The sequence below is a fragment of the Azospirillum picis genome, from assembly GCF_017876115.1.
GTDB classification, from domain to species: Bacteria; Pseudomonadota; Alphaproteobacteria; order Azospirillales; family Azospirillaceae; genus Azospirillum; species Azospirillum picis.
This window is the reverse complement of sequence record NZ_JAGINO010000020.1, coordinates 68,135-91,349: the sequence shown is the minus strand read 5'-3', so window position 1 is coordinate 91,349 and position 23,215 is coordinate 68,135. Positions and strand designations below refer to the sequence as shown.

The window sequence follows — 23,215 nt, the reverse complement described above, 5'->3', positions numbered from 1 at the left end:
CTCCATCAACCGACCGGACACCATGGCCGACATCCGACAGATTTCCGGCATCGCCGAGGTCATCGACCGCTACGACGGCTTCATCCTCGACCTGTGGGGCGTGCTGCACGACGGCGAACAGCTCTATCCCGGCGTCGCCGACTGCGTGGACCGCATGCGCGACGCCGGCAAGACCCTGTGCCTGCTGTCCAACGCGCCGCGCCGCACCCCCGGTGCGGTCGAGAAGCTGGCCGGCATGGGGATGGGGCGCGAGCGCTACCACCATGTCATGACGTCGGGCGAGGCGACCTACGAGGCCCTGCGCGACCGCAACGATCCCTGGCATGCCGCCCTCGGCCGGCGCCTCCTCCACATCGGCCCGGCGCGCGACACCGACATTTACGATGGGCTCGGCTACGAGGTGGTGGAGCGTCCGGAGGAGGCCGACTTCGTCGTCAACACCGGCATCGTCACCTTCGGCGAGACGCTGGAGGACTACCAGCCGCAGCTCGACGCCTGCCGCGCCGCCAACCTGCCGATGGTCTGCGCCAATCCCGATCTGGTGGTGATGGTCGGGCCGATGATGGTGATCTGCGCCGGCACGCTGGCCGCCCGCTACGAGCAGATGGGGGGCGACGTGCGCCAGCACGGCAAGCCGCATGCCCCGGTCTATCAGCGCTGCTTCGAGTTGCTGGGCATCGCCGACAAGAGCCGCATCCTGGCGGTGGGCGACAGCCTGCGCACCGACGTCGCCGGGGCGAACGCCGCCGGCATCGACGTGGCGCTGGTCACCGCCGGCATCCACCAGGAAGAGCTGGGCGGGGCCGCGTGGGGCGAAGCTGTGAACCCGGTCAACCTGCGCGCCCTGGCGGATGCCACCGGCCACATGCCGACCTACGCGACGCCGAGCCTGCGCTGGTGAGCCGGCCGCGCGGTTCGGCTGCAGCGGGGAGCGGGGCGACCACCGCCCCGCCCACCGTCAGTCCAGCGGGACCGCGTCGTCGAGCGCCTTGCGCAGCAGGGGCGATGGGCCGTCCTCGGAAAAGCCGCGGGTGACGACGGCGGTGCGATAATAGCTGACGATGAAGACGCGGATGGACGCGGTAAGATTCGCCTCCCCCTTCCGTTCGTCGATCTGGGTACAGAGGTCGTTCAGCGTCAGTCCTTCGCGCTCGCAGATTTCCTTCAACGAATCCCAGATATACGGTTCCATTCTCAGGCTTGTGCGGCGGCCGCTCACTTTCACGTTGCGGCAGACCAACCCCGGCCCGTCCTTACCTCCGCCCGTGCCCGCCATCGGAAATCCTGTTCCCCATCCGTTGTGCGTTACTTGCCCGCTCTCGCGGGGCCAATACATCCATTTGTGTGACGATATTGCAAGCGGCGTGTGCCGTCCAAGCCCTTTTCGACCCATGGTCGCGGATTGCCGCGACAATCCGGCGCATGCGCGCAATGAAGACACCCGACGGACGAGCGGTTGCCGGGAAATGCCGCTTCCCTTGCCTTCGCCTTCGCTATACCAGTGCCGGCGTGCCCCCGTCGGATCCGGGCGCGCTCCGCCGCAGGGGCGAAGGGAGCGCGGCGACGGCGGAAGGGATCGGCGCGGAAGGGATCGACGATGGTGCGACCGACACATGGGCGATTCACGGGATGCGTCGCGATGGTCATGGCCGCCCTCTGGTTCGCGGCCGCCGCAGAGGCCGCCGGGCCGTCCGACGACGGCACCACCCCGTTCACCAACAGCGCCATCCGCACCCAGGTCGAACGGCTCGTTCCGCCTCCCTGGCGCGTCGAATCGGTGGCGGTCGAGCCGCTGCCGGCACCGCCCGCCCCCGCCACGCCCACATCCCGGACCCAGGCTGAGCCCCAAGCCGTGGCGCGGGTGACGGCAAGGGTGGTGCTGGGGGCGCCGACCTATCTCGTCGAGGCCCGGGACGGGCCGGTCACCGTCCTGCGCCCGGCGGCGGAGCCCGGCCTGGTCAAAAGCTGGATCGCCACCGCGCTCGCCACCCGTGCCGACGGCGGCTGGACTCTCGCGCTCGCGCCGCAGAACCCCGAGGTCCTCGACGGCATCGGCCGGCCGGCCGCCGAACTGCCCGGCCGCATTGTGATGGCCGGGACGCCGGAGGCGAAGAGCATGCGCGACCAGATCGACCGCGACAGCGCGCAGCGGGCGGCCGAGGAGGCTGCGCGCGCCGCCCAGATCACCGAGCTGCGGGGCAGGATGACCGGCCCCGACCGGGCGGTGCGCCTCGCCGCCTTCGAGGCGGCGCTCGGCGGCAACGACCCGGCGCTGCGCCAACTGGCGATGGAGGCGGCGCTGCAGAGCCGCGACGCGGTCCTGGCCAACCTGGCCCTGAAGGACTGGATTGCGCGGCGCCGCGCCATCCCGGTCCAGCTCTACGCCACCAAGGAGGATCCCGGCTCCGAAGCGGTGGTGCGCAACATGGGACCGATGACGCTGGAGGTCGACGGCTTCACCCCGGTCAACGGCGCACTGGCCGGCAAGCTCGGCGCGCCCGGCTACAGCATCGCGCGGCCGTCCAGCATCGCCGGCACGCTGGCCCAGACCGAGCTGGCGGTGAACTCGTTCGGCTGCGCCCTGACGCTGCGGCTGACCGCCCACCAGACGCTGGACGGGCTGCTGCGCTGCCAGACCCTGCCGACGCTGATCGCCCGCATCACGCTGGACTGACAAGGGACCGACGGACGGAGGCGGGCGATGCGAAACCTCTGCGGACTTGGATGGGTGGCGCTGGCGCTGCTGCTGGCACTGGTGCCGGCGGGCCGGAGCGCCGCCGCGGCACCGGCCGAACACGCCACCCCGACCGCCGCGCCGATCGTCGACCTGCCCCGCCTGACCCTGGCCGCGCCGGCCTCTCCCCCGCTGGAGCCCGGCATCCTGTGGGAGCATCCGCCGGAACCGGCGCCGCCGCTGTCCCCGGTCACTGCCCCCGGAGCGGCGGAGCCTTCCCCCTCCCCCACCCCGCCCCCGGCAAAGCCGCCGCCGGCGGCCGCCCCCTACGCCAAGGCCGCCGCGGAGGACCGCGGCTGCGCCCTGCCGGACGCCCTCACGGCGGCGCGCCGCCCCGGCCTCGCCGCCGGCAGCCTCGCCCGGCTGCGCGCGGCGGGCAACCTGCGGGTCGCGCCGGCCTGCGACGCCAAGGTGCTGGACGTGCTGGAGGCCGGCGACCGGGTCACCGTGCTGGAGGCCGCCGGCACCTGGTACAGGGTGGGGCGCGACGGGCGGGCGCTGGGCTATGTCGGCAGCGCCCTGCTGGCGCCGGTGGGGCGCTGACCCGGAGGGCAGGCGGTTACCCCGAAGGCCGCCCGGCGGTCGCCGTGAAGGGGCTTGTTCGGCCCCGAAAAAGGATTCTACAACAAAGGGGAGGCCGAACTTTCGCGGACGAACGGAGCCCCCGACGCGCCCGTCCCCTCCGACGGTTCGGCCACCCCCGCCGGCCATGCGGCGCCGGTCCGGCCGGGCGGGGGCGCGAAGCTCGACCGGCACTAAGGATCCACCACGATGTCGACCCAACACAAACAAGCCATGGACGCGGTCCTGCAGGCCGCCGCTCACGACATCGTCGCCACCCTTCAGGAACGGGACGTCGCCGACCGTCACAGCGAGGAAGGCGATCTCGTCGTCCTCGACGTCGCCATCCTGCACGCCTACCGCATCTTCATGCGCATCTGCGAGGAGAACGGCCTGGAGGTCGACGCCGGCTATTTCGCCGATCTCGCCGCCGACCTCGCCGAAGAGGTCGCCCAGGACCAGGATTACGACGACTGAGGCGGCTCCAGTTCCCGGCGCCCCCTTCCTCCGCCCGGACGCGGGAGGGAGGGGGCGGATGCGCCCACCAACCGCCGAAAGCCGTTTCCAGTGCCCCACCACACCCCTGACGTGGCCATCGTCGGTGCCGGCCCCGCCGGGCTGATGGCGGCGGAGATCGCCGCGGGTGCCGGCCTGCGGGTCGCCGTGTTCGACCACACCCCGACCCCGGCGCGCAAGCTGCTGCTGGCCGGGCGCGGCGGGCTGAACCTGACCCATTCCGAACCGCCCGACCGCTTCCTGCCGCGCTACGGCACGGCCGAGCCGCTGTTCCGCCGCCTGCTGGCCGGCTTCACGCCCGACGACCTGCGCGGCTGGGCGGCCGGGCTGGGCATCGAGACCTTCGTCGGCAGCAGCGGCCGCGTCTTCCCGGTGCAGATGAAGGCCTCGACCCTGGTGCGGGCCTGGCTGCGGCGGCTGGACGGGCTCGGCGTCACCCTGCACGGCCGCCACCGCTGGACCGGCTGGACCGGGGACGGCGCGCTGGCCTTCCGCCATGGCGGGGAAGCCGTCACCGCCGCTCCGCGCGCCGCCCTGCTGGCGCTGGGCGGGGCGAGCTGGCCGCGCACGGGGTCCGACGGTGGCTGGGTGCCGCTGCTGGAGGGGCTGGGGGTGGGGGTGGCGCCGCTGGCGCCGTCCAACATGGGCTTCGAGGTGCCGTGGTCCGACCACCTGCGCGGGCGCTTCGCCGGCCAGCCGGTCAAGAGCGTCGGCCTGTCGGCCATCGACCGGTCCGGCACCCGCCGCCGGCTGAAGGGCGAGTTCGTCATCACCGAGGCCGGCATCGAGGGCGGCGCCGTCTACGCCCTGAGCGCGCCCTTGCGGGACGCCATCGCGGCGGAGGGCTGGGCGACCCTGACGCTGGACCTGCTGCCGGACATGCCGGAGGCCGAACTGGCCCGGCGCCTGCGCCGCCGCGGTGCGGAATCGCTGGCGACCTTCCTGAAGAAGGCGCTGTCGCTGGCCGGCCCGCGCGCCGCCCTGCTGCGCGAGTTCGCCCCCGCCGCCGAGCTGGCCGACCCGGCGGCGCTCGCCCGCCGGATCAAGGAGCTGCCGGTGGTGCTGACCGGCGTGCGCCCGATCGAGCGCGCCATCTCCTCGGCCGGCGGCGTGCGGCTGTCCGAGCTGGACGAGCGGCTGATGCTGGCCCGCCGCCCCGGCCTGTTCCTGGCCGGCGAGATGCTGGACTGGGAGGCCCCGACCGGCGGCTACCTGCTGCAGGGCTGCTTCGCCATGGGGGTGGCGGCCGGCAAGGGAATGGTGGAGTGGCTGGAGCGGACGGCCACCGGCTGAAATGGCGTTGCGAGGGTCGGCGAAAGCCGGCACCCCGTCAAGCCTTCCAAGAAAAAAGGGCCGCCCTGACGGGACGGCCCTCTTTTTTTTCCGCTCAACCCCACGGCCGCTTTAGTAGCGGTAGTGGTCCGGCTTGTAGGGGCCGGTGGCCTTGACGCCGATGTATTCGGCCTGCTTGTCGGTCAGAGTGGTCAGCCGGGCGCCGATCTTGTCGAGGTGCAGGCGGGCCACCTTCTCGTCCAGGTGCTTGGGCAGGACGTAGACCTTGTTCTCGTAGTTGGCGTGGTTGGCCCACAGCTCGATCTGGGCCAGCACCTGGTTGGTGAAGCTGGCGCTCATCACGAAGCTGGGGTGGCCGGTGGCGCAGCCCAGGTTCACCAGGCGGCCCTGGGCGAGCACGATCAGGCGCTTGCCGTCGGGGAAGACGACCTCGTCGACCTGCGGCTTGACCTCTTCCCACTTGTAGTTGCGGAGAGCCTCGATCTGGATCTCGCTGTCGAAGTGGCCGATGTTGCAGACGATGGCCCGGTCCTTCATGACGCGCATGTGGTCGAGCGTGATGACGTCGACGTTGCCGGTGGCGGTGACGAAGATGTCGCCCTGCGGCGCCGCCTCGTCCATCGTCACGACCTGGTAGCCTTCCATCGCGGCCTGGAGCGCGTTGATCGGGTCGATCTCCGTCACCAGGACGCGGGCGCCCTGCGAACGCAAGCTGGCGGCCGAGCCCTTGCCGACGTCGCCGTAGCCGGCGACCACGGCGACCTTGCCGGCGACCATGACGTCGGTGGCGCGCTTGATGCCGTCGACCAGCGACTCGCGGCAGCCGTAGAGGTTGTCGAACTTCGACTTGGTGACGCTGTCGTTCACGTTGATGGCCGGGACCTTCAGCGTGCCCTTCTTCATCATCTCGTAGAGACGGTGGACGCCGGTGGTGGTCTCCTCCGACAGGCCGCGGACGCCGGCCAGCATCTCCGGATACTTGTCGTGCATGATCTGGGTGACGTCGCCGCCATCGTCCAGGATCATGTTCGGGGTCCAGCCGTCAGGCCCGCGCAGGGTCTGCTCGATGCACCACCAGAACTCCTCCTCCGTCTCGCCCTTCCAGGCGAAGACCGGGATGCCGGCGGCGGCGATGGCGGCGGCGGCCTGGTCCTGGGTGGAGAAGATGTTGCAGGACGACCAGCGCACGGTGGCGCCGAGCGCCGTCAGCGTCTCGATCAGCACGGCGGTCTGGATGGTCATGTGCAGGCAGCCGACGATGCGGGCGCCGGCCAGCGGCTTGGCATCGCCGAATTCGGACCGCAGGGCCATCAGGCCCGGCATCTCGGTCTCGGCGATGGTGATCTCCTTGCGGCCCCAGGTCGCGAGGCTGATGTCCTTGACCTTGTAGTCCGTGAATTCGGCGGCCATGCGGGGAAAACTCCTGGAGGGCGGTGATGAGAGCGGTGGTGCGGCGGCGGTGAGGGATCGGCCGGACGTCCGGCCATGCCGACATGAATTGACCGTGGATCTATCAGCGGGCGGACATCCATGCAAGCATAAAGATATCTTTATATATGCGACCTTTCCCTCGGACCGTTTGTTCCCTTTACGTTCCAATCCGCCGCGGCTAAGCTGGCGGGCATGGACGAGACCCCGGACGATGCGTGGCGCGAGCTGCCGGACGATGAGTGGCACGAGCCGCCGGACGAGATCCGGCGGCCGCCGGTCAAGGGCCGCGGCGCGGTCAGCAACGCCACCGGCCGCTACGAGCGCGAGACCCGCGCCCTGACCGACGACGGCTGGACCGGCTATGAGGAGGGCGGCAACGGGGCGCTGTCCGATCCCGTCCGCACCACCGTCTCGCCGGCCTCGGCCCGCTCGATCATCGCGCGCAACCAGTCGCCGGACGTCGCCTTCGACCAGTCGGTGAACCCCTACCAGGGCTGCGAGCACGCCTGCATCTACTGCTTCGCCCGGCCGACCCACGCCTATCTCAACCTGTCGCCGGGGCTGGATTTCGAGACGAAGCTGTTCGCCAAGCGCAACGCGGCGGAGCTGCTGGCCAGGGAGCTGCGGGCGAAGTCCTACGCCTGCAAACCGCTGGCGCTGGGCGCCAACACCGACCCCTACCAGCCGGTCGAGCGGACGGAGGGCATCACCCGGCGCGTGCTGGAGGTCTGCCGCGCCTTCAACCAGCCGGTCAGCATCATCACCAAGTCGGCGCTGGTGCTGCGCGACCTCGACATCCTGGCACCGATGGCGGCCGAGGGGCTGGCCGCGGTGTCGCTGTCGGTGACGACGCTCGACCGCGGCCTCGCCCGCGTGATGGAGCCGCGGGCCAGCACGCCGCCGCGCCGGCTGGACGCCATCCGCGACCTCGCCCGCGCCGGCGTGCCGGTGTCGGTGCTGGCCAGCCCGATGATCCCGGCGCTGAACGACCACGAGCTGGAGGCGATCCTGGAGGCGGCGGCCGAAGCCGGGGCGACCGCCGCCAGCACCATCCTGCTGCGCCTGCCGCTGGAGATCGCCACCCTGTTCGAGGAGTGGCTGCGCGTCCACGCGCCCGACCGCGCCGACCGCGTGCTGAGCCTGATGCGGCAGAGCCGCGACGGCGCGCTCTACCGCTCCGGCTTCGGCACGCGGATGACCGGCACCGGCCCCTATGCCGAGCTGCTGCGCCACCGCTTCAGGCTGGCCTGCCGCAGGCTGGGGCTGGGCGAGCGGAGCTGGCGGCTGGACTGCACGCGCTTCCGTCCGCCGCCGGCCAAGGGCGACCAGTTGTCGCTGCTGTGAGGGGTGCGGCCGTGATGCCCGTTCCGGCGTCGAGGGAAGCCTTAAAGGGAGCGTGGAGACGGGCGTCGAGGGGAGCGCCGGCGGCTGGAACGGCATGGAACGTTTTTCCTGCCGCTGTTCCATCCCGGCCGCCTACAGGGTGCGCGGGAAGGCGCCGGCCCCGCGGCGGCTCACCGGTTCCGGGACAAGGTTGGGGAAATCCTCCTGCGGGTTGAAGGCCCAGGGATGGACGGCCTTCGGCCCGGCGGCCTCCGGACGGGCCAGGATGGCGGCGACGATGGCGGGATCGCGCGGCGTGCGCTCGCGCCAGGCGCCGGGATGTTCGTCGTCGAGTTCGGGAACGGTGACCGCCGGCCGGTCGGCGGGAACGCCGGGGTCGCGGCGTGGAGGGGAAGGCCGTCGGCCGGCCGGATCGGAAACGGCTTCGGCGGACGCGGCCGGGGCAAGGCCGGCCGCGGTGGAGAGCGCGGGGGACGGCGACGGGGGGCGGCGCCGGTCGCCGGCAGCCGGGGCGTCGAGGCCGGCGAACAGGCCGAGCCGCTCGGCCAGCCAGCGCACGGTCGAGGGATCGCCGGCCGAGACCAGCCGCTCGATCTGCTCGGCCACCAGGGCGCGCAGCGAGGACAGGCGCAACTCGGCCTCGCGGTTCAGCGCCTCGCGCTCCCACCAGACACGGATGCGGAGATCCTTCGACCCGTAGTAGGCCCGCCAGAGCGTGGTGCGGCTGCAGCCCATGGCGCGGGAAACCTGAAGGAAGGAGTTGCCGCGGGCCAGCATGCCGGCGGCCATGATCCACTGGTCCTCATGGAACTGCGATCCGGGGACCAGCGAGCCGCCGGAGGGAACCGGCGGCTCCTCCGCCCAGCGGGGGAGACGGTCCTGGGTGAGGGCACTGGCGTCGATCGGCATGGCGTGGCTCCGCAAGAGGCGACTTGCGGAGAGGTTATAGGAATTTTTTCTGAAATTGGGATTTTGGTGCAAAGACCTTTCCGTCGGCCACCGAGAAATGCCGGCAGGCGATGAGGCCCGCCGGGGAACATCGCGGCCCGTGCGGAATCCCCGTTCCGCGATGGCGGCGGCCGGACGTCCCGGCCGCCTTGCCCTCCGTGATGCGGCGACGGATGCCGCTTGGAGAGCGCCCTACCGTCGGGCCGATGGCACCGCCTTCTCCGCTGCCGGCCGTGCCGTCCGCAGGAGCAATGCCCCGCTGAAGGCGGAGAGCACGGACCCCAGAATGACGCCGAGCTTCAGGTCGTTCTGCATGGCGGGGCTGTCCGGAAAGGCGAGCAGGCCGATGAACAGGCTCATGGTGAAGCCGATGCCGCACAGGAGCGAGACACCGTAGACCTGGCGCCAGGTCGCGTGGAGGGGCAGATCGGCCCAACCGAGCCGGACCACGGCGAACACGGTCAGGAAGATGGCGCTCTGCTTGCCGAGGAAAAGGCCGAGCGCGATGCCCAGCGGCACGGGTTGGACCAGCGAGGCGAGCGAGGTTCCCGCAAACGAAACACCGGCGTTGGCAAAGCCGAAAACCGGAACGATGGCGAAGGTTACCCACGGCATGATGGCGTGCTCAAGCCTGTGCAGCGGCGAGTCGGTGCCGTCCGAGGCCGCCGGCCCCGGCCGCAGCGGGATGGTCAGGGCCAGCACGACGCCCGCCAGCGTCGCATGCACGCCCGACCTCAGGATGAGGAACCACAGAACCGCGCCGAGCCCGAGATAGGGCGACAGCGCCCTGACGCCGGACCGGTTCAGGCCGATCAGGATCGCGGTGACCACGCCGGCCGCACCGAGCGCCGTGGCGTCCAGGTTGCCGGTGTAGAACAGCGCGATGATGATCACGGCCCCCAGGTCGTCGATGATGGCCAGAGCCGTCAGAAACACCTTGAGGGACATCGGCACGCGCGGGCCGAGCAGGGACAGCACGCCGAGTGCGAAGGCGATGTCGGTCGCGGCCGGAATCGCCCATCCGCCGGGCTGGCCGTTCCCACCAAGATTGCACGCAAGATAGATCACCGCGGGTCCGATCATGCCCCCGATGGCGGCCGAACCGGGAAGGATCCGCCTGGACCATGTCGACAACTGGCCGTCGATCATCTCGCGTTTGATCTCCAGCCCGACCATGAGGAAGAAGAGGGCCATCAGCCCGTCATTGACCCAATGCAGCACCGAAAGGCCGCCGATGTAAGCAGCGAGGCCATCCACATACAGGCCGTGGAGCGGCGAGTTGGCGACAAGCAAGGCCAGCAGGGCGGCCGCGATGAGAACAATGCCGCCCGAGGATGAATTTTCAAGAAACTGCCGGATGATGAGCCGGGCCTTATGAACTTTCGGCTGCGATGCCTGATTTTCATACATGGGACTGCGCTTCCTGGACAGGGTTGATCCACGTCTCCGTTTCTGGGGTTCGCCCGGCGCACGCAGCACACGCCTTCAACAGGGTTTGGCCATAGAGTTCTTGCCGCCGCGTTCTTGCCGCCGAGACTTTGCCCGGCCGGCGAACAGCGGCCCTGTCCCACAAACAGCACAGCGGGGAGGAAATGGAAAATCGATATCATCGTTGTTGGTTATAGGGATTTTCTATAAGATAGCCGCATGCCCAGCATCCAGCAGTTGCGCTATCTCGTCGCCGTGGCCGACACCCTGAGCTTCAGCCGGGCGGCGGAGTTCTGCCATGTCACCCAACCGACACTGAGCATGCAGGTGAAGGAACTGGAGGCGCGGCTGGGAAGCCAACTGGTGGAGCGGACGCGCGCGCGGGTCTTTCTGACGCCCGTCGGCTCGGAAATCGCCCGCCGGGCGCGAAGCATCCTCGCCGAGGTGGAGGACATCCGCGAGATCGCCCGCCGCGACGACCCGAACGCCCTGCAGGGAACGCTGCAGATGGGGGTGGTGCAAACCGTGGGAGCCTACGTCCTCTCGCTGGCCATGCCCTCGCTGCGCGGATCCTTCCCGCATCTGCGCGTCGTCGTCCGCGAGGATCGGCTGGAGACCCTGCCGAGGAAGCTGTCCGACGGCGTCCATGACGTCCTGCTCCTGCCGGACGACCCCAACCATGCGGACTTCACGTCGGTCCGCCTGATCCGCGAGCCTCTGCACCTGGTGCTTCCGGCCGACCATCGCCTGGCTGCCCGGGAGACGGTGCGGCCTGAGGATCTGGCGGGAGAGACCATCCTGACCATGGAGCGGGGGCATCGCCTGCATGACCGGATCGCGGCGCTCTGCCGCGAGGTGGGCGCCATCCATGCCCGCGACTATGCCGGGACCACCTTGGATACCCTGCGCCAGATGGTGGCGACGGGAATGGGCCTCTCGCTGCTGCCGGCGCTGTATGTGCGTTCGGACGTCCTGCGCGAGAAGCTGGTCGTGGCACGTCCCCTGACCAGGGGCGCTCCGGTCCGTGACATCATGATGGTCTGGCGGCGCTCATCGCCTCGCCAGAGCACCTATGCCCTGCTGGCCGAGACCATCCGGACATGCCTGCTTCCCTGGGAAGAACCGGAGCAGCAAGGCTGAGCCCGTTCTTCGCGCCGGCCGGCATGGCCGCACCGGCCCCCTGCCCGGCCGCGCATCGCAGACCCTCGGCCACCGGCCGCGCTCTCCCGATGCCGCGAAGCGTCGGCGGTGGAGGGCCTGCCGCCATAGGTCGGCTCGGCCGCCCGCTGTCCTGCGACGGCGTGCCGCATCCGCCCAACGCCCCGTCCCTGAGCGGCCCGATCGCCGACGCCGCCAGGTCGTTCGCCAGCGAATAGATCGGAGCGGGTGAAAGCCGGCCGTGAGAATTGCGGCCATGGTTTCGCGCAGTTCAAGGTGAAGGCGGGAAACCATGGCCGGTGCTTCGCGCCTCGGGCGACGAGGTCACAGGGTCGGCTTGGGGACCGGGGTGCTGGCCGGAATCAGCTTGGCTCCCTTGGGCCGCTTGGGGCAATCGCCGGAAGAATACCAGCGCGTGATGATGCCGTCTTCGACCAGGAAGCGCTGCTCGCAAAGCGCGTAATCGGGCACGTACCCCCACTCTTGCGAATGGCTCCCGTTCGTCAGCCACGAATATTGATAGCCGATCATCTTCGATCCGTTGTTCATCACGTGGCTGTTCTGCGGCGAGCCCCATGAGAGGACCAGATCGTCTTCGGACGATCCCACCCAGGACGCCGTGATGTCCGACGTGGTTTGATAACGCTGGCCCGAGACCAAATTGGACAAGGGAGAACCCGCGCATCCTTGAAGTGCGAGGCAGACCAGGACAACGGATAGGCGTCGCATGTCGGATCCTTTATCTGATGGGCGGCAACCGGAATGACTTGCTCTGTGGGAAAGACTCGATGGATGGCTTTGACTGGTACAGAGTTCATCTTCATTATTCGAATAGCGTCGAAATTTTATGGTATCTCAAAGATCTGGTCAACCCAGGCGCGATCTCTCTGAGAGCCTAACCCGAAGAGAGTGGGTGGCCGCTGGTGCAGCGCCCGGCCGTCGTCGAAGCCGCCGCCCTCGGTCTGGCCGAGCCGGCGTTCGGCAGCCCGGCGCGACGGAGCCCGGACATCGGCAGGCAGGCGGATCAGGTGCAGGGCCGCCGTCATGGCGTCCTCCCGGCCGGGGCCGCGGCGGGAGCCGGCGGAGCGGGGCCGGTCCGCCCCTCCACCATCAGGCGGGTGCGGCCATGCGCGTCCGCGCGGCCCCTCCGGCGCGGCGTCAAATCTCCTCGGTAAAGGTCTCCACGACGATCTCGAAACGAGGAATGCTCGCCCATTCCGACCGGCTGCCGACGATGGTTTCGCCTGAAGACATCGTGATCGAGAATTCGGCGCCCGCCTTGCCCGTGAACTGCGTCGGCCTGGAACTCCATTGGCAGCATACCCGCTTCAAGGCGTCCATCCCGACGGTCTTCACGAAATAGGATTCCACGCGCGCGGCGAAACGCCCCTGCACATGGTAGGTCGCCTGGAGCGGCTTGCCTTGCCTGTCGGGCAGATAGAGGCATCCGTCATAGACGAGGTTGGGAGGCTTCTTCGAATTCCCGGCAAGAAAGTCTCCGCAATCCTGCGCCGTGAGACCTGGCACAGGCGCCGCGGCACCGGAGAGGTCGGGAACGCCGACAGCGACGGCAACGCAAGCCACCAGGCACGCCATGCCGGCCCGAAGGGTCCGCTTCATTCGTCCGTCCCGCACATCCGTCACCCTGAAGAGCCGTCGAGGCAAGTTGCTGTTGCATGGTCCCGGCGCGGCTGCCGCGATCCGCATGGGAGGGGGGATGGATCCCACGCAGCCGATCCGAGCCCGGCTCGGCCCCTGCCACCCCCCACGGTCCCCACGGCATCGGCCGACCATGCCGCAAGGCCGAAGATAGCAGGGACCGGCGATGGCACGTCGTGACCAAGACGGCTGGCTCGTCCCGGCGTCCCGGACGGTCGGCCTCCCCGGCGGGTGCCACCGCCTAGGGCAGGCATCGGCTTGGGAAAGCCCCCCGGCACCGCCGGGTGGACGGGTGTGAATGCCTGTCCGGAAAGCCGGCGGTGGTCCCTTCCCCATCCAGAGGAGGAGGAAGGCGGGAGCAACTGTCGCACCACCCATTGCGTCCATGCACCGTCGGGCGGAACCGGCGGGCATGAACCATGGGCCGTCCTGGGCGGACCCTATCCCCGCATGTGCGGGGGAAACCCATAGCATTCGCCGTGGCACGCGCCGTGGCAAGGACTATCCCCACTTGTGCGGGGGAACCAGCGCGGCTGTTTCGGGAACAGCAGGTCGCCGGGGTCTATCCCCACATGTGCAGGGGAAGCGGCTCGGCTTCCCATATCATCAAGCCGGCGAGGGGTCTATCCGCGCATGTGCGGGGGAACCGCCCGGAAACTGACCGAAGAGACTTGCCGGAAGGGTCTATCCCCGCATGTACGGGGGAACCATCGTCAGGGCAGTCGGGGAGACGACAACCCAGGGTCTATCCCCGCATGTGCACGGCTATCGCATATGGCTCCCTCTCCCGTCCCAGGAGAGGGCGATTATCGCCATATGCGATTGCCCTGCCCGCATATGCGGGGGAACCGAACGCAGGGGGCGCATCGCCACCACCTTGGCGGGTCTATCCCCGCATGTGCGGGGGAATCAGCATGTGCCGCTTGGTCCACTGCGCCGTCCCGGGTCTATCCCCGCATGTGCGGGGAAACCGCCTTCAACGCCCTCCGTGCCGGTGGCGCTGTGGGTCTATCCCCGCATGTGCGGGGGAACCACCTTGACCGTGCCTTCGGTCAGGTCGAGCGCGGGTCTATCCCCGCATGTGCGGGGGAACCGGCCCTGGCGCGCGGCCCACGCATCCGGACTGGGGTCTATCCCCGCATGTGCGGGGGAACCTCAGGCCAGACGGTGCGGTCGATGAAAGGGAGGGGTCTATCCCCGCATGTGCGGGGGAACCGCGTGGCGGATCTGATCGATCACGACCGCGTCGGGTCTATCCCCGCATGTGCGGGGGAACCGCCACTCAACATTTCAACATTGATTGGATTAAGGGTCTATCCCCGCATGTGCGGGGGAACCCTGACCTGTCGCCAGCATCGGCACCCGATAACGGGTCTATCCCCGCATGTGCGGGGGAACCACGCCAGCCTGCGCCATGTCACCCGCCAGCTTGGGTCTATCCCCGCATGTGCGGGGGAACCTCGATGAAGGACTTCACGCGGGCTTTGGCGTTGGGTCTATCCCCGCATGTGCGGGGGAACCTTCGCTTCTGACAGGGTGCCCTTGAACCATTCGGGTCTATCCCCGCATGTGCGGGGGAACCGCGGTTCGGCATCGTGTGTGTATCCGGATGAGGGGTCTATCCCCGCATGTGCGGGGGAACCCTAATCCGCGTGGATACGAAGCGTTCTAAGAAGGGTCTATCCCCGCATGTGCGGGGGAACCTGATGATGCCGGTGCTTTCGCTGGTACTTCTCGGGTCTATCCCCGCATGTGCGGGGGAACCGTGGTGGAGGAATGCGCGGGCGTGGCCGATCGGGGTCTATCCCCGCATGTGCGGGGGAACCTGACGGGCAATCGCTTTGACGCTCTCCGGCTGGGGTCTATCCCCGCATGTGCGGGGGAACCTTTCTTTGCCTCTTGGAGTGCTGGGTCTGACTGGGTCTATCCCCGCATGTGCGGGGGAACCTTTCAAGTTGATCGGACTCGTTTTGAATTCCAGGGTCTATCCCCGCATGTGCGGGGGAACCGTCTACACAGATATCAAAATATTTATCGTCACGGGTCTATCCCCGCATGTGCGGGGGAACCCGCTTCAAGGTCAGCGAGGTCTACCGCGCCATGGGTCTATCCCCGCATGTGCGGGGGAACCTGTTCCTATTTTGTTCTACTCAGGGGTGAGCGGGGTCTATCCCCGCATGTGCGGGGGAACCGCGCTCTGGTCCTGCCGGCTGCCGCCAGCCTGGGGTCTATCCCCGCATGTGCGGGGGAACCGACGGCACTACGGCCGGCTTGAGCCGCAAGTGGGGTCTATCTCCGCATGTGCGGGGGAACCGCCGCAGCGTGACCGTGGTCACGGTGTGATCAGGGTCTATCCCCGCATGTGCGGGGGAACCCTGGCGCACCAGCGTCAACAGCGCGTCCGTCAGGGTCTATCCCCGCATGTGCGGGGGAACCCCGGCGATCATGCCGGCAGCCACGCCAAGCTGGGGTCTATCCCCGCATGTGCGGGGGAACCACCTTTGCGGCTCTGGCTACCACGTCGCCCGGGGGTCTATCCCCGCATGTGCGGGGGAACCGGGATGACCAAGGGCGGCCTTGACGCACTCCAGGGTCTATCCCCGCATGTGCGGGGGAACCGGGAAGCAGCGGATGTTGCGGCTGGGCCAGGAGGGTCTATCCCCGCATGTGCGGGGGAACCGCTCAGGACTACGTCGTCATCGTGTCCCCCGAGGGTCTATCCCCGCATGTGCGGGGGAACCGGCCATTCCGCGTCGGTCGGCGGATTGCCGACGGGTCTATCCCCGCATGTGCGGGGGAACCTTGAGTTGGTCCACGCCCCATACGTCGCCGACAGGTCTATCCCCGCATGTGCGGGGGAACCGCTTCCTTGATAGCCACCGGCATATTTTCGCCGGGTCTATCCCCGCATGTGCGGGGGAACCGCCTCCGAAGCGTCGCTGAAGTCCCGCGCGTAGGGTCTATCCCCGCATGTGCGGGGGAACCGAGCCAAGGGACCGGGCTCTCTCTGACGACGAGGGTCTATCCCCGCATGTGCGGGGGAACCGCCGGGCGGGCCGGTCAGGAGGTCGCCGACTGGGGTCTATCCCCGCATGTGCGGGGGAACCGCATCGCCCTGCCCGACGGCTACGAGGCGCAGGGGTCTATCCCCGCATGTGCGGGGGAACCGTGGGTTGGAGGAAGACAATGGGAAGCTCAAGAGGTCTATCCCCGCATGTGCGGGGGAACCTCATGGCGGCGCTTGGGACGCAGAAACCGACAGGGTCTATCCCCGCATGTGCGGGGGAACCTCTGCCACGTAAGATACTGACTTCATTCACTTTGTCAAAGAACCTGCCGCCACTGGCCCCGTAAGGGGCGGCGGACGAGAAGAAAAGCGTCATGGGCCACGATGTCCTTGGGCGGGTTGCCGAGGCTGGCGAGGCCAAGGCCGCCGTCGGCGCTGCGGTCCGCCCAGGTCATCATGATGGCGCCGCGGTTCAAAGACCCGTACCAGTCGGCCAGCACAGACCAAATCCGCCCGCGCACGCCCGCGCTCATGCGTGGGTGGGCGTAGACTCCGGGGGCGAGTTCGAGCATCACCGATCCGAGAAAGCCGCGGTAGCGGTCTTCGACGTCACGGGTGACGACGACCACCATCGGCATCAGCCCGCCTCCCGGCTGCTGCCAGACATGCTGCCACTCCTACTGCCATCGCTGCCGCCATCCCCGATGCCGTCGCCGTCGGGGCCGCCGTCGGGACCGCCATCGCCATCCGTCCCCGACAGTCGCAGCAGCGTCTTGATGCGGTCGATCATCGTCGGGATCACCGCCTTCTGGCGGAACAGCCGGGCGGCGCGGCGGCGGACGAGGCGGTCGATGGAGTCGGTCGACGTCATCGACTCCTTCGCCGCGCCGAAGGCAATGTCCAGGGTCACGTCGTGGCGGAACAGGTCGGCGATGTCGAGGACGAAGGACTGGCCCGAATCCTCGTGGACGAAACCGAGCTGCGGGATCGCCCCAACCGCCGCCACCGCCACCGACGCGGCGGCCGTCATGGTGGTGGCGGCGTGGTTGATCGCCTGGTTGGCGGGATCGGCGGAGTCCGGCGCGGCGCGGTCATAGTCGCGGCCCCGCCAGGGAACGCCGTAGCGCTGGGCGGCCAGACGGTAACTCTCCTTGATCCGCGCCCCTTCCCGGCCGCGCAGGCTCTCGATGTCACGGGTGCGGACGATCTCGCCGAAGCGGATCGCGTACATCGCGCGGGCCACCTCCATCCTCGTGTCGCGGTCGGCCCACAGCGTCACCTGCGCCCGTGCAGCGGCGGAACTGTCCGGCATCAGCGGCGGTGCCGTGTAGACGCGCACCGCTCCCTCGCCGATCGCCACGAGGCCGCAGCCGTGGCGGGCGAGCAGCCGCAGCGCATCGTGGGTGACGCTGGAGCCGGGGCCGAGCAGGACGATCGACACGCCCTGGTGCGGGATCTGGTAGTCGCCGGCCGCCAGCTCGCCGCCCCCCGCGGTGACGAAGCGCAGGCAGCCGCTTTCCACCTCCAGCCGGCCACGGTCGAGCCAGAGCAGGCCGTGCCGGTCGGAATGAGGAATGCGGGCCTTTTCCAGCCCGAGCCGCCCGACCAGCATCAAGCCCGCTCCGACGCCCGTTCAACGCCCCGCTCGGCTTCCAATCGCTCGGCCCCCAACCGCTCGGCAGAAGCCGGGCGCAGCAGCAGCATGCCGAAGCCATAGGCGCGGTGGCGCCCGACCCCCTTTTCCAGCGCCAGCCGGAAGGCGGCGGGATCCGCGACCTCCAGTTCGCCCTGGAGCAGCGCATCCGGCCCGTCCAGGGTCACCGCACCGCGCCGGTTCCCCTTGCGGCTGGCGGCATGGCGCCGGAAGGAGGCGAGCCGCACCGCCGTCAGCGTGGCCGCCCCGGCCAGCCGCTCGGCCAGCCAGCCGGCATAGACCGCTTCGCGGCTGAGAGCCGTTCCATCGCCATCGGCCGCGGCGGTTCCCTTGCCGCCGCCGTCCGGGGAGCGGCGCAGGGCGGCGACCAGGAAAGCGTCCACCTCGTCGCCCTTGGCGAAGGGGCGGGCGGGCGGTCCGCTTCGCTGCCCGATTCCCTGGCCGCTTTCCTGCCCTTCACCCGGCCCTTCGGCCGGTTCGCCGGGCAGCGGCGCCAGCAGGCGGCGCACCGGGCGGGCGCGGATCTCGAAGCCCAACCGGCGGCCGGCGCGCCAGTCGTCTGGCATCGGCTTGTCCGCCAGCGCCGCCAGATCGATCACGGCCAGATGTTCCGGCGGAGCGACGGCATGGGCCTCGTCGCGCAGGGCAGCGGCATCGGCGCGGCAATAGGCGTACAGGCTGCCCCGGCCGCCCCCGCCGGCCTGTCCGGGCGGGACGAGCAGCCGGAAGGGCTGGAGCCGCCCCTTGCCGAAGGTTTCCGACAGCAGATGGTGCAGCGCCCGGCCATCGTCGAAACCGCCGCCGTCGGTCTGGCCGAGCCGGCGTTCGGCAGCCCAGCGCGACAGCGCCCGGACATCGACGGGCAGGCGGATCAGGTGCAGGGCCGCCGTCATGGCGTCCCCCCGTCGGGAGCCGCGGCAAGCGCCGCCGGAGCGGGGCCGATCCGCCCCTCCACCACCAGACGGGTGCCGCCATGCAGGCCGGTGCGCCAGTTGCGCAGGTCGGCCAGCGCGATGACGCGGTCGACCCCGTCGCCGGTTTCCGGCCCCTCGCCCACCGGCCACAGCGCCGGCCAGGGCGGGGCGGCCGTCCGGGCCTCATCCGGCTGCTCCAGGGACGGGTCAAGGCACGGGTCAAGGGGAGGATCAAGGGGCGGGTCCAGCGGGGGCAGCAGGGCCAGCGCCGCATGAACCGTCGGCGCCGTCACCTCCGCCCCCGGCTTCCAGATCGGATGGCTGGGCAGGCAGGGCTTGCGGCCGATGAACAGCGGCCGGGCCGGCCGGACCAGCGCCGCCGCCAGGGTGTCGAGGTCGGGAGCGGCGGGATCGGGTGCCTGCGCCGCCGGGCCGAGCCGGACCACCAGCCGGACGCAGGCGTCGGGATGGTAGTCGCGCCGCCGGCGGTGGATGCCCAGCCCGCCGCCGCCGCGCTCCTCCGGCCGGCCGCGGGTGGTCCAGCCGCGCTCCCGTGCTTCGAGCTGCGCGTTCTGGCTGTCGGTGAGGATGCCGGCGGGGTCCCGCCGCTCCCAGCGCGCGCCGAAGACCAGACGGTCCTGCAACGCCTGATGCGCCGCAACCTGGGTCCGCGACCAGCCGAGCGCGTTGGCGAACAGGCCGGTCAGCATCGAGGCGGCGGGAAAGTCGCGCGTCACCCCCACCGCGTCGATGGTCACGCCGCCGAAGGCGACCAGCGGCGCCTCCAGCCGCAGGACCAGCCAGCGATGGTTGGGGGGATGGCCGGGGGAATTGGTTGGGGGATGGCCGGGGGGATGGTCCGCAGGTCGGTCCAGGTCGGCCGGATCGCCGCTCATCGCGCCGCCCCGACCGTTTGAGCCTGCGCCCAGGCGGCGAGATCGACCAGCGATCCGCGGTCCGACGCGGGCGGGGCGCCATCGGCCAGCGACAGGTGGCGCCTCGCCTCGCCGGTCGCGTAGGCCTCGTCCATCCGCCGGAGGTGGTCGGACAGGCTGGCCGCCGCGGCGTCGAGGTCGTGGGGGATCGCCTTGCGGAAGGCGGCGGCGAGGCTGCGCGGCTGGCGGTCGCCGGCCTCCAGCAGCATCAGTTCCGCCCGGCCGTAGGGGGCGGTGGAGCCGAGCTTGGCCCCCGGCGACACCTCGGCGATCAGATGGACGAGGTTGTGGACGATGCGGCCGGCCAGGGCGGCATCGCCGCCGCAATTGGCGACCAGACCCGGCAGGTCGATCACCACATAGCCGTAATAGAGGCCGGAGGTCAGTTCGGTTTCCTGGATGGTGTCGGCGCCGGCCTCGTCCGCGTCGCGCTTCAGGTCGTCCACCGCGGTGAAATAGTCGATCTCGCTTTCCTCGGCATGGACGGTGAAGGAATGGGCGACATGGATCGGGGCGTCGATGTTGGCCGCCGGGTCGGAGGTCACCATCCGGCCGAACAGGGCGGCGGCCAGCCCGCCGGGCAGCGCCGTCGCCTCGCGCAGCGCCTTGATGTTGTCCTTGAAGCCCTTCAGCCAGTCGGCGGCGGCGGCCTTCGCCGCCTTGGCGTCGTTGCGGGCCGCGGCGGCCAGCCCTTCGGCCTCGCGCGCCAGCCACGCCAGTTCGGGGGCGCCGAGCAGCAGGGTCTGGCGGCTCTGCTTGCCCTTGTCGGCCTTCTCGCCATAGACCGCCTTCTGGAATTCCGGCTCCAGCGCGGCGGCGGCGTCGGGGAAGCGGTCGCGTAGCGGGTCGATCACCAGCCTCGTCACCAGCTCGCGCGAGCGGAAGGACTCCTCCACACCGTCGATGCGGGAGAGGGCATGGACGTCGTCGGCCATCCGCCAGTGCCGCTTCAGGCATTGCGAGGAAATCCGCGTGCGCAGGGTGCCGCCATAGGGAAGCTGCTTGGCCTGCCCGGTGTCGTCGCGGTTCAGCAGGGCGGCGGTGTAGCTGTGCAGCGTGTGGATTTGCAGGAAGCGGGGGCTGGTCATCAGGCGGCTCCTTCCTCTTCGTTCTTGTCGTTTTCGGTCTTGCCGGCTTCGGCCTTCCCGGCGCGGGGCCGGGCACCGTCGAGGCGGTTGTAATAGGCGCGGGCGAGCTTGCGCACGGGCCGCGGATCGGCGGGGTCCAGCAGCAGGGCGGCGATGTCGGTACAGTCCAGGCCGTGGCCGGGCCGGCGGCTGCCGGCCAGCGCGCGGGCCATCCGTTCCAGAGCCTCCGCCCGCCGGCCGGCCGGCAGGGCGAGGAAACGGGTGAGGCGGGCCTCCGACAGCACCGGATAAGGCTCCTCGCCGGGCGGCGGCTTCCAGTCCCGGTCGCCGCCGTCGGCCAGCGCGGCGCCGAGCGGGCGCCGCCGGTCATGCAGGGTCTTGCGTGTTCCAGGCGCCCCCTTGTCCGACAGGATCGCCATGATGCGGACGATCCGCATCCATGTGTCGCTCCTCTCCTGCGGCAGGTCCAGTTCGGCAGCAAGACGCCAGAACTCAGGCGTTCCTGCGCCGCTTTCGGCTTCCATGCGCCGCAGCTCCGCCAGCGAGCCGGGCTTCAGCGCCAGGAGGCGGTTGGCGATCTTCGCCACGGGTTCATCAAGCGTCGGCATGGTCGAGGTCAGCGTGTTCTGCTTCGGCATGGTTTGCATTGGCATCGTCTGCATCAGGGTCCCCCTTTCCGGCCGGGGCGTCGAACAGGATGGGGAAATGGGTGCGCAGGTCGCGGTCGCCCCACAGCCGGCGGCGCGCCCGCGCCTCGGCCCGCGGCCGGAAACGCGCGTGGCAGGGGATGGAGGGCAACGCCGCCTCGAACTGCGTCTGTGCCGCCGCCCACAGGTCGCGGGCGAAGGCGGCATGACAGGCAGCCTCACGGTCGGCCGCCTGCGCCTCGAACCGGTCCCAGAGATGGCGGAAGAACAGGCCGTCGGCGGCGCGGTCGAAGCCGAGGGCGGCGGGCTTGGCGTGGGCGAAATGCTCCTTGGCGACGGTATCCGCATCGCCGCCGGCCGCGACCAGCGCCAGCGCGCCGCGCAGCGCCTTGTCGAACATCCGGATCTCCTCGACCTGCCGCTTGGCGAGGTCGGCGAGCCTGAGCCGTCCTTGCGCGTCGGCCATCGCCTGGGCGATGCGGCCGTTCAGCGGCAGGTCGCGGCGCTTGAATCCATCCGTCGTGCTGTTGCCGCGCGCCAGCGCCGCCGCGACCAGCAGGAACGAGGTTCTGGCCGGCTCACGCGCGGTGGGCCGGGCCAGCAGCGGCAGGACCCAGTCGCCGGAGAACAGCAGGTCGCTCAGGAGGCGATAGCTGAAGTCACGCTCCGACAGGGTCAGGCTCTTGTTCTCGGTCTTGTGGACCGGCGCCCAGGGATCGCCGACGACGCCGTTGCGGTCCTTGGCGGCCACCCGTGCCGCCTTGGAGGTTCCCTTGCGGGCGAGGATGCGGTCCCCGGCCCGCTCCAGGCGGATGCGGCGGCAGACTTCGACGTACCAGGGGTCGAGCTGCGACAGGCGGAGCTGTTCGCCCTCCGGCCAGGGCGGCAGCCACAGCAGCGCATGGCCGTCCTCCTCGGCGAACAGCGCCGGGTCGATGCCGTCCAGCCCGTCGGCACGGGCCGCCAGCAGCGCCCGGACGTCGCGCTGGAACCAGGCGCCGGGGCGCGGGGTCATCAGCTTGCCGGGACCGGCCGGGGCCAGGCCCAGCAGCGGCCGCGACGACGATCCGCCATTCATCCTCGATATGCCGTAGTTGCCGGCGCCGCCGTAGCCGTCGCCGGTCTGGACGGAGACCAGCGCGAACACCCAATCCTCCGCCCCGGCGTCATGGGCCACTGCCTGCTTCAGGTCGTGGTTCTTGGCGGTGATCAGCAGGTCGATGGCGTCGGGCGTCTCCACCAGATTGCGCAGCGTCGTCCCCGGCGGCAGCGGCGGCTGGAAAAAGGCCGGCTTGCCGCCGTCCGCCACCACCAGCCGCCAGGGCTCGTCATCGGGAAAGCCGGTGGTCAGGGCGCGCAGCAGGTCCCGCCAGGACTCCTCGTCCGGCGGCAGGTCGGGGCGCTCCGCCCGGTGCAGGGCGATGGCCGCGATCTGCACCAGGGCCATGTGCCAGGACGGTTCCTGGAATGGGCGCAGCGCCGGGAAGCCGTCCACCGCATCGGTGGCCAGAGCGGCCATGACGCCCGGCAGGGTGGCGCGGCTGGTCGCCCGCCCGGCGTGGGACAGGGTGAAGACGGGCTGGGTGAGGAGGTTAGTCATCCTCCCTCTCCCAGCCGGCCTCCTGACCCCACGAATGCGGGGGAAACGTGCCCTTAGTCGAGCCCTTTTCAATGCAGACCGGGCTATTCCCGGAATCGTCCGGGGGAGGCAGAACCTTAGCGTCCTTGTTGGGCTTGCGAAAGCCCAGCAACACGAACAAGCTGACGTGACCGACATGAACCTCGAACGAGAAGCGCAGCATCATCGGTGGGCCTCTGGGAGTTTGATTTTGATGAACGTCTGAATTGCCTAAGGGACGTGTGCGCGGTCCGCATGAGTCCAAGGTCGGAGGCGTGCC

The 23,215-nt window shown here is 69.9% G+C and carries 22 protein-coding genes and 1 CRISPR repeat array; of the genes, 7 read left to right on the top strand and 15 right to left on the bottom strand.

Features of this window, described 5'->3' with window-relative positions; translation table 11 throughout:
- The first annotated feature begins 22 nt into the window (after window positions 1-22).
- Window positions 23-901: a TIGR01459 family HAD-type hydrolase gene (locus tag J2850_RS23180; RefSeq protein WP_209986985.1), complete on the top strand. Its 879-nt coding sequence runs from the start codon at window positions 23-25 to the stop codon at window positions 899-901.
- 57 nt (window positions 902-958) lie between these two features.
- Here the strand turns inward: J2850_RS23180 and J2850_RS23175 are convergent, their stop codons facing one another.
- Complete coding sequence (locus J2850_RS23175) at window positions 959-1,276, bottom strand: ribbon-helix-helix domain-containing protein (RefSeq protein WP_209986982.1); 318 nt, start codon at window positions 1,274-1,276, stop codon at window positions 959-961.
- 363 nt (window positions 1,277-1,639) lie between these two features.
- Between J2850_RS23175 and J2850_RS23170 the strand changes: the two genes are divergently transcribed.
- The 4 genes from J2850_RS23170 to J2850_RS23155 all read left to right on the top strand — a co-directional run bounded on the left by J2850_RS23170 (window position 1,640) and on the right by J2850_RS23155 (window position 5,104).
- Window positions 1,640-2,674 (top strand): hypothetical protein, encoded by a 1,035-nt coding sequence (locus J2850_RS23170; RefSeq protein WP_246513410.1) that lies wholly within the window; start codon window positions 1,640-1,642, stop codon window positions 2,672-2,674.
- Window positions 2,675-2,701: 27 nt separating this feature from the next.
- On the top strand, window positions 2,702-3,277 hold the full coding sequence (locus J2850_RS23165) for an SH3 domain-containing protein (RefSeq protein WP_209986976.1): 576 nt from the start codon (window positions 2,702-2,704) through the stop codon (window positions 3,275-3,277).
- Window positions 3,278-3,505: 228 nt separating this feature from the next.
- Window positions 3,506-3,772, top strand: coding sequence for a hypothetical protein (locus tag J2850_RS23160; protein ID WP_209986973.1), 267 nt, complete (start codon window positions 3,506-3,508; stop codon window positions 3,770-3,772).
- Window positions 3,773-3,916: 144 nt separating this feature from the next.
- Entirely contained in the window at window positions 3,917-5,104 is a 1,188-nt protein-coding gene (locus J2850_RS23155; protein WP_246513428.1) for a TIGR03862 family flavoprotein, read from the top strand.
- A 111-nt stretch (window positions 5,105-5,215) separates the two neighbouring features.
- On the opposite strand, the gene ahcY is transcribed toward J2850_RS23155, so the two are convergent.
- On the bottom strand, window positions 5,216-6,514 hold the full coding sequence (gene ahcY, locus J2850_RS23150) for an adenosylhomocysteinase (RefSeq protein ID WP_209986970.1): 1,299 nt from the start codon (window positions 6,512-6,514) through the stop codon (window positions 5,216-5,218).
- A 213-nt stretch (window positions 6,515-6,727) separates the two neighbouring features.
- Between ahcY and J2850_RS23145 the strand changes: the two genes are divergently transcribed.
- Window positions 6,728-7,879 carry a PA0069 family radical SAM protein gene (locus tag J2850_RS23145; protein ID WP_209986967.1) on the top strand — a complete coding sequence of 384 codons (1,152 nt, stop codon included), beginning with the start codon at window positions 6,728-6,730 and terminating at the stop codon, window positions 7,877-7,879.
- A 132-nt stretch (window positions 7,880-8,011) separates the two neighbouring features.
- On the opposite strand, the gene J2850_RS23140 is transcribed toward J2850_RS23145, so the two are convergent.
- Together J2850_RS23140 and nhaA are read right to left on the bottom strand one after the other, a co-directional pair.
- Entirely contained in the window at window positions 8,012-8,788 is a 777-nt protein-coding gene (locus tag J2850_RS23140) for a hypothetical protein (protein WP_209986964.1), read from the bottom strand.
- A 231-nt stretch (window positions 8,789-9,019) separates the two neighbouring features.
- On the bottom strand, window positions 9,020-10,237 hold the full coding sequence (nhaA, locus tag J2850_RS23135) for a Na+/H+ antiporter NhaA (protein ID WP_209987154.1): 1,218 nt from the start codon (window positions 10,235-10,237) through the stop codon (window positions 9,020-9,022).
- Window positions 10,238-10,474: 237 nt separating this feature from the next.
- On the opposite strand from nhaA, the gene J2850_RS23130 reads away from it, so the two are divergent.
- Window positions 10,475-11,395 carry a hydrogen peroxide-inducible genes activator gene (locus J2850_RS23130; protein WP_209986962.1) on the top strand — a complete coding sequence of 307 codons (921 nt, stop codon included), beginning with the start codon at window positions 10,475-10,477 and terminating at the stop codon, window positions 11,393-11,395.
- Between the two features lie 342 nt (window positions 11,396-11,737).
- Here J2850_RS23130 and J2850_RS23125 read toward each other — a convergent pair whose 3' ends face one another.
- The 11 genes from J2850_RS23125 to J2850_RS23075 all read right to left on the bottom strand — a co-directional run bounded on the left by J2850_RS23125 (window position 11,738) and on the right by J2850_RS23075 (window position 23,122).
- Window positions 11,738-12,142, bottom strand: coding sequence for a hypothetical protein (locus J2850_RS23125; RefSeq protein WP_209986958.1), 405 nt, complete (start codon window positions 12,140-12,142; stop codon window positions 11,738-11,740).
- Between the two features lie 116 nt (window positions 12,143-12,258).
- Window positions 12,259-12,459, bottom strand: coding sequence for a hypothetical protein (locus tag J2850_RS23120; RefSeq protein ID WP_209986954.1), 201 nt, complete (start codon window positions 12,457-12,459; stop codon window positions 12,259-12,261).
- Between the two features lie 112 nt (window positions 12,460-12,571).
- Window positions 12,572-13,033, bottom strand: a complete 462-nt coding sequence (locus tag J2850_RS23115; protein ID WP_209986952.1) for a DUF4952 domain-containing protein — start codon at window positions 13,031-13,033, stop codon at window positions 12,572-12,574.
- A gap of 920 nt (window positions 13,034-13,953) precedes the next feature.
- Window positions 13,954-16,362: a CRISPR direct-repeat array (repeat unit 29 nt; unit sequence GGGTCTATCCCCGCATGTGCGGGGGAACC).
- Between the two features lie 34 nt (window positions 16,363-16,396).
- On the bottom strand, window positions 16,397-16,717 hold the full coding sequence (gene cas2e, locus J2850_RS23110; protein ID WP_209986948.1) for a type I-E CRISPR-associated endoribonuclease Cas2e: 321 nt from the start codon (window positions 16,715-16,717) through the stop codon (window positions 16,397-16,399).
- Window positions 16,717-17,691 (bottom strand): type I-E CRISPR-associated endonuclease Cas1e, encoded by a 975-nt coding sequence (gene cas1e, locus J2850_RS23105; RefSeq protein ID WP_209986945.1) that lies wholly within the window; start codon window positions 17,689-17,691, stop codon window positions 16,717-16,719. Before cas1e ends, cas2e begins: the two co-directional genes overlap by 1 nt.
- The gene (locus J2850_RS23100) at window positions 17,691-18,626 is read right to left on the bottom strand and encodes a type I-E CRISPR-associated protein Cas6/Cse3/CasE (RefSeq protein ID WP_209986940.1); all 936 of its coding nucleotides are present in this window, start codon (window positions 18,624-18,626) and stop codon (window positions 17,691-17,693) included. The genes cas1e and J2850_RS23100 overlap by 1 nt, the downstream gene beginning before the upstream one ends.
- A complete protein-coding gene (gene cas5e / locus J2850_RS23095) occupies window positions 18,623-19,543 on the bottom strand; it encodes a type I-E CRISPR-associated protein Cas5/CasD (protein ID WP_209986937.1) in 921 nt (306 codons plus the stop codon). Before cas5e ends, J2850_RS23100 begins: the two co-directional genes overlap by 4 nt.
- Window positions 19,540-20,670 (bottom strand): type I-E CRISPR-associated protein Cas7/Cse4/CasC, encoded by a 1,131-nt coding sequence (gene cas7e / locus J2850_RS23090; RefSeq protein ID WP_209986934.1) that lies wholly within the window; start codon window positions 20,668-20,670, stop codon window positions 19,540-19,542. Before cas7e ends, cas5e begins: the two co-directional genes overlap by 4 nt.
- Window positions 20,670-21,332, bottom strand: coding sequence for a type I-E CRISPR-associated protein Cse2/CasB (locus J2850_RS23085; protein WP_209986931.1), 663 nt, complete (start codon window positions 21,330-21,332; stop codon window positions 20,670-20,672). The genes cas7e and J2850_RS23085 overlap by 1 nt, the downstream gene beginning before the upstream one ends.
- Window positions 21,265-22,917, bottom strand: coding sequence for a CRISPR-associated protein Cse1 (locus tag J2850_RS23080; protein WP_209986928.1), 1,653 nt, complete (start codon window positions 22,915-22,917; stop codon window positions 21,265-21,267). Before J2850_RS23080 ends, J2850_RS23085 begins: the two co-directional genes overlap by 68 nt.
- Entirely contained in the window at window positions 22,910-23,122 is a 213-nt protein-coding gene (locus J2850_RS23075) for a hypothetical protein (RefSeq protein ID WP_209986925.1), read from the bottom strand. The genes J2850_RS23080 and J2850_RS23075 overlap by 8 nt, the downstream gene beginning before the upstream one ends.
- Window positions 23,123-23,215 lie beyond the last annotated feature (93 nt).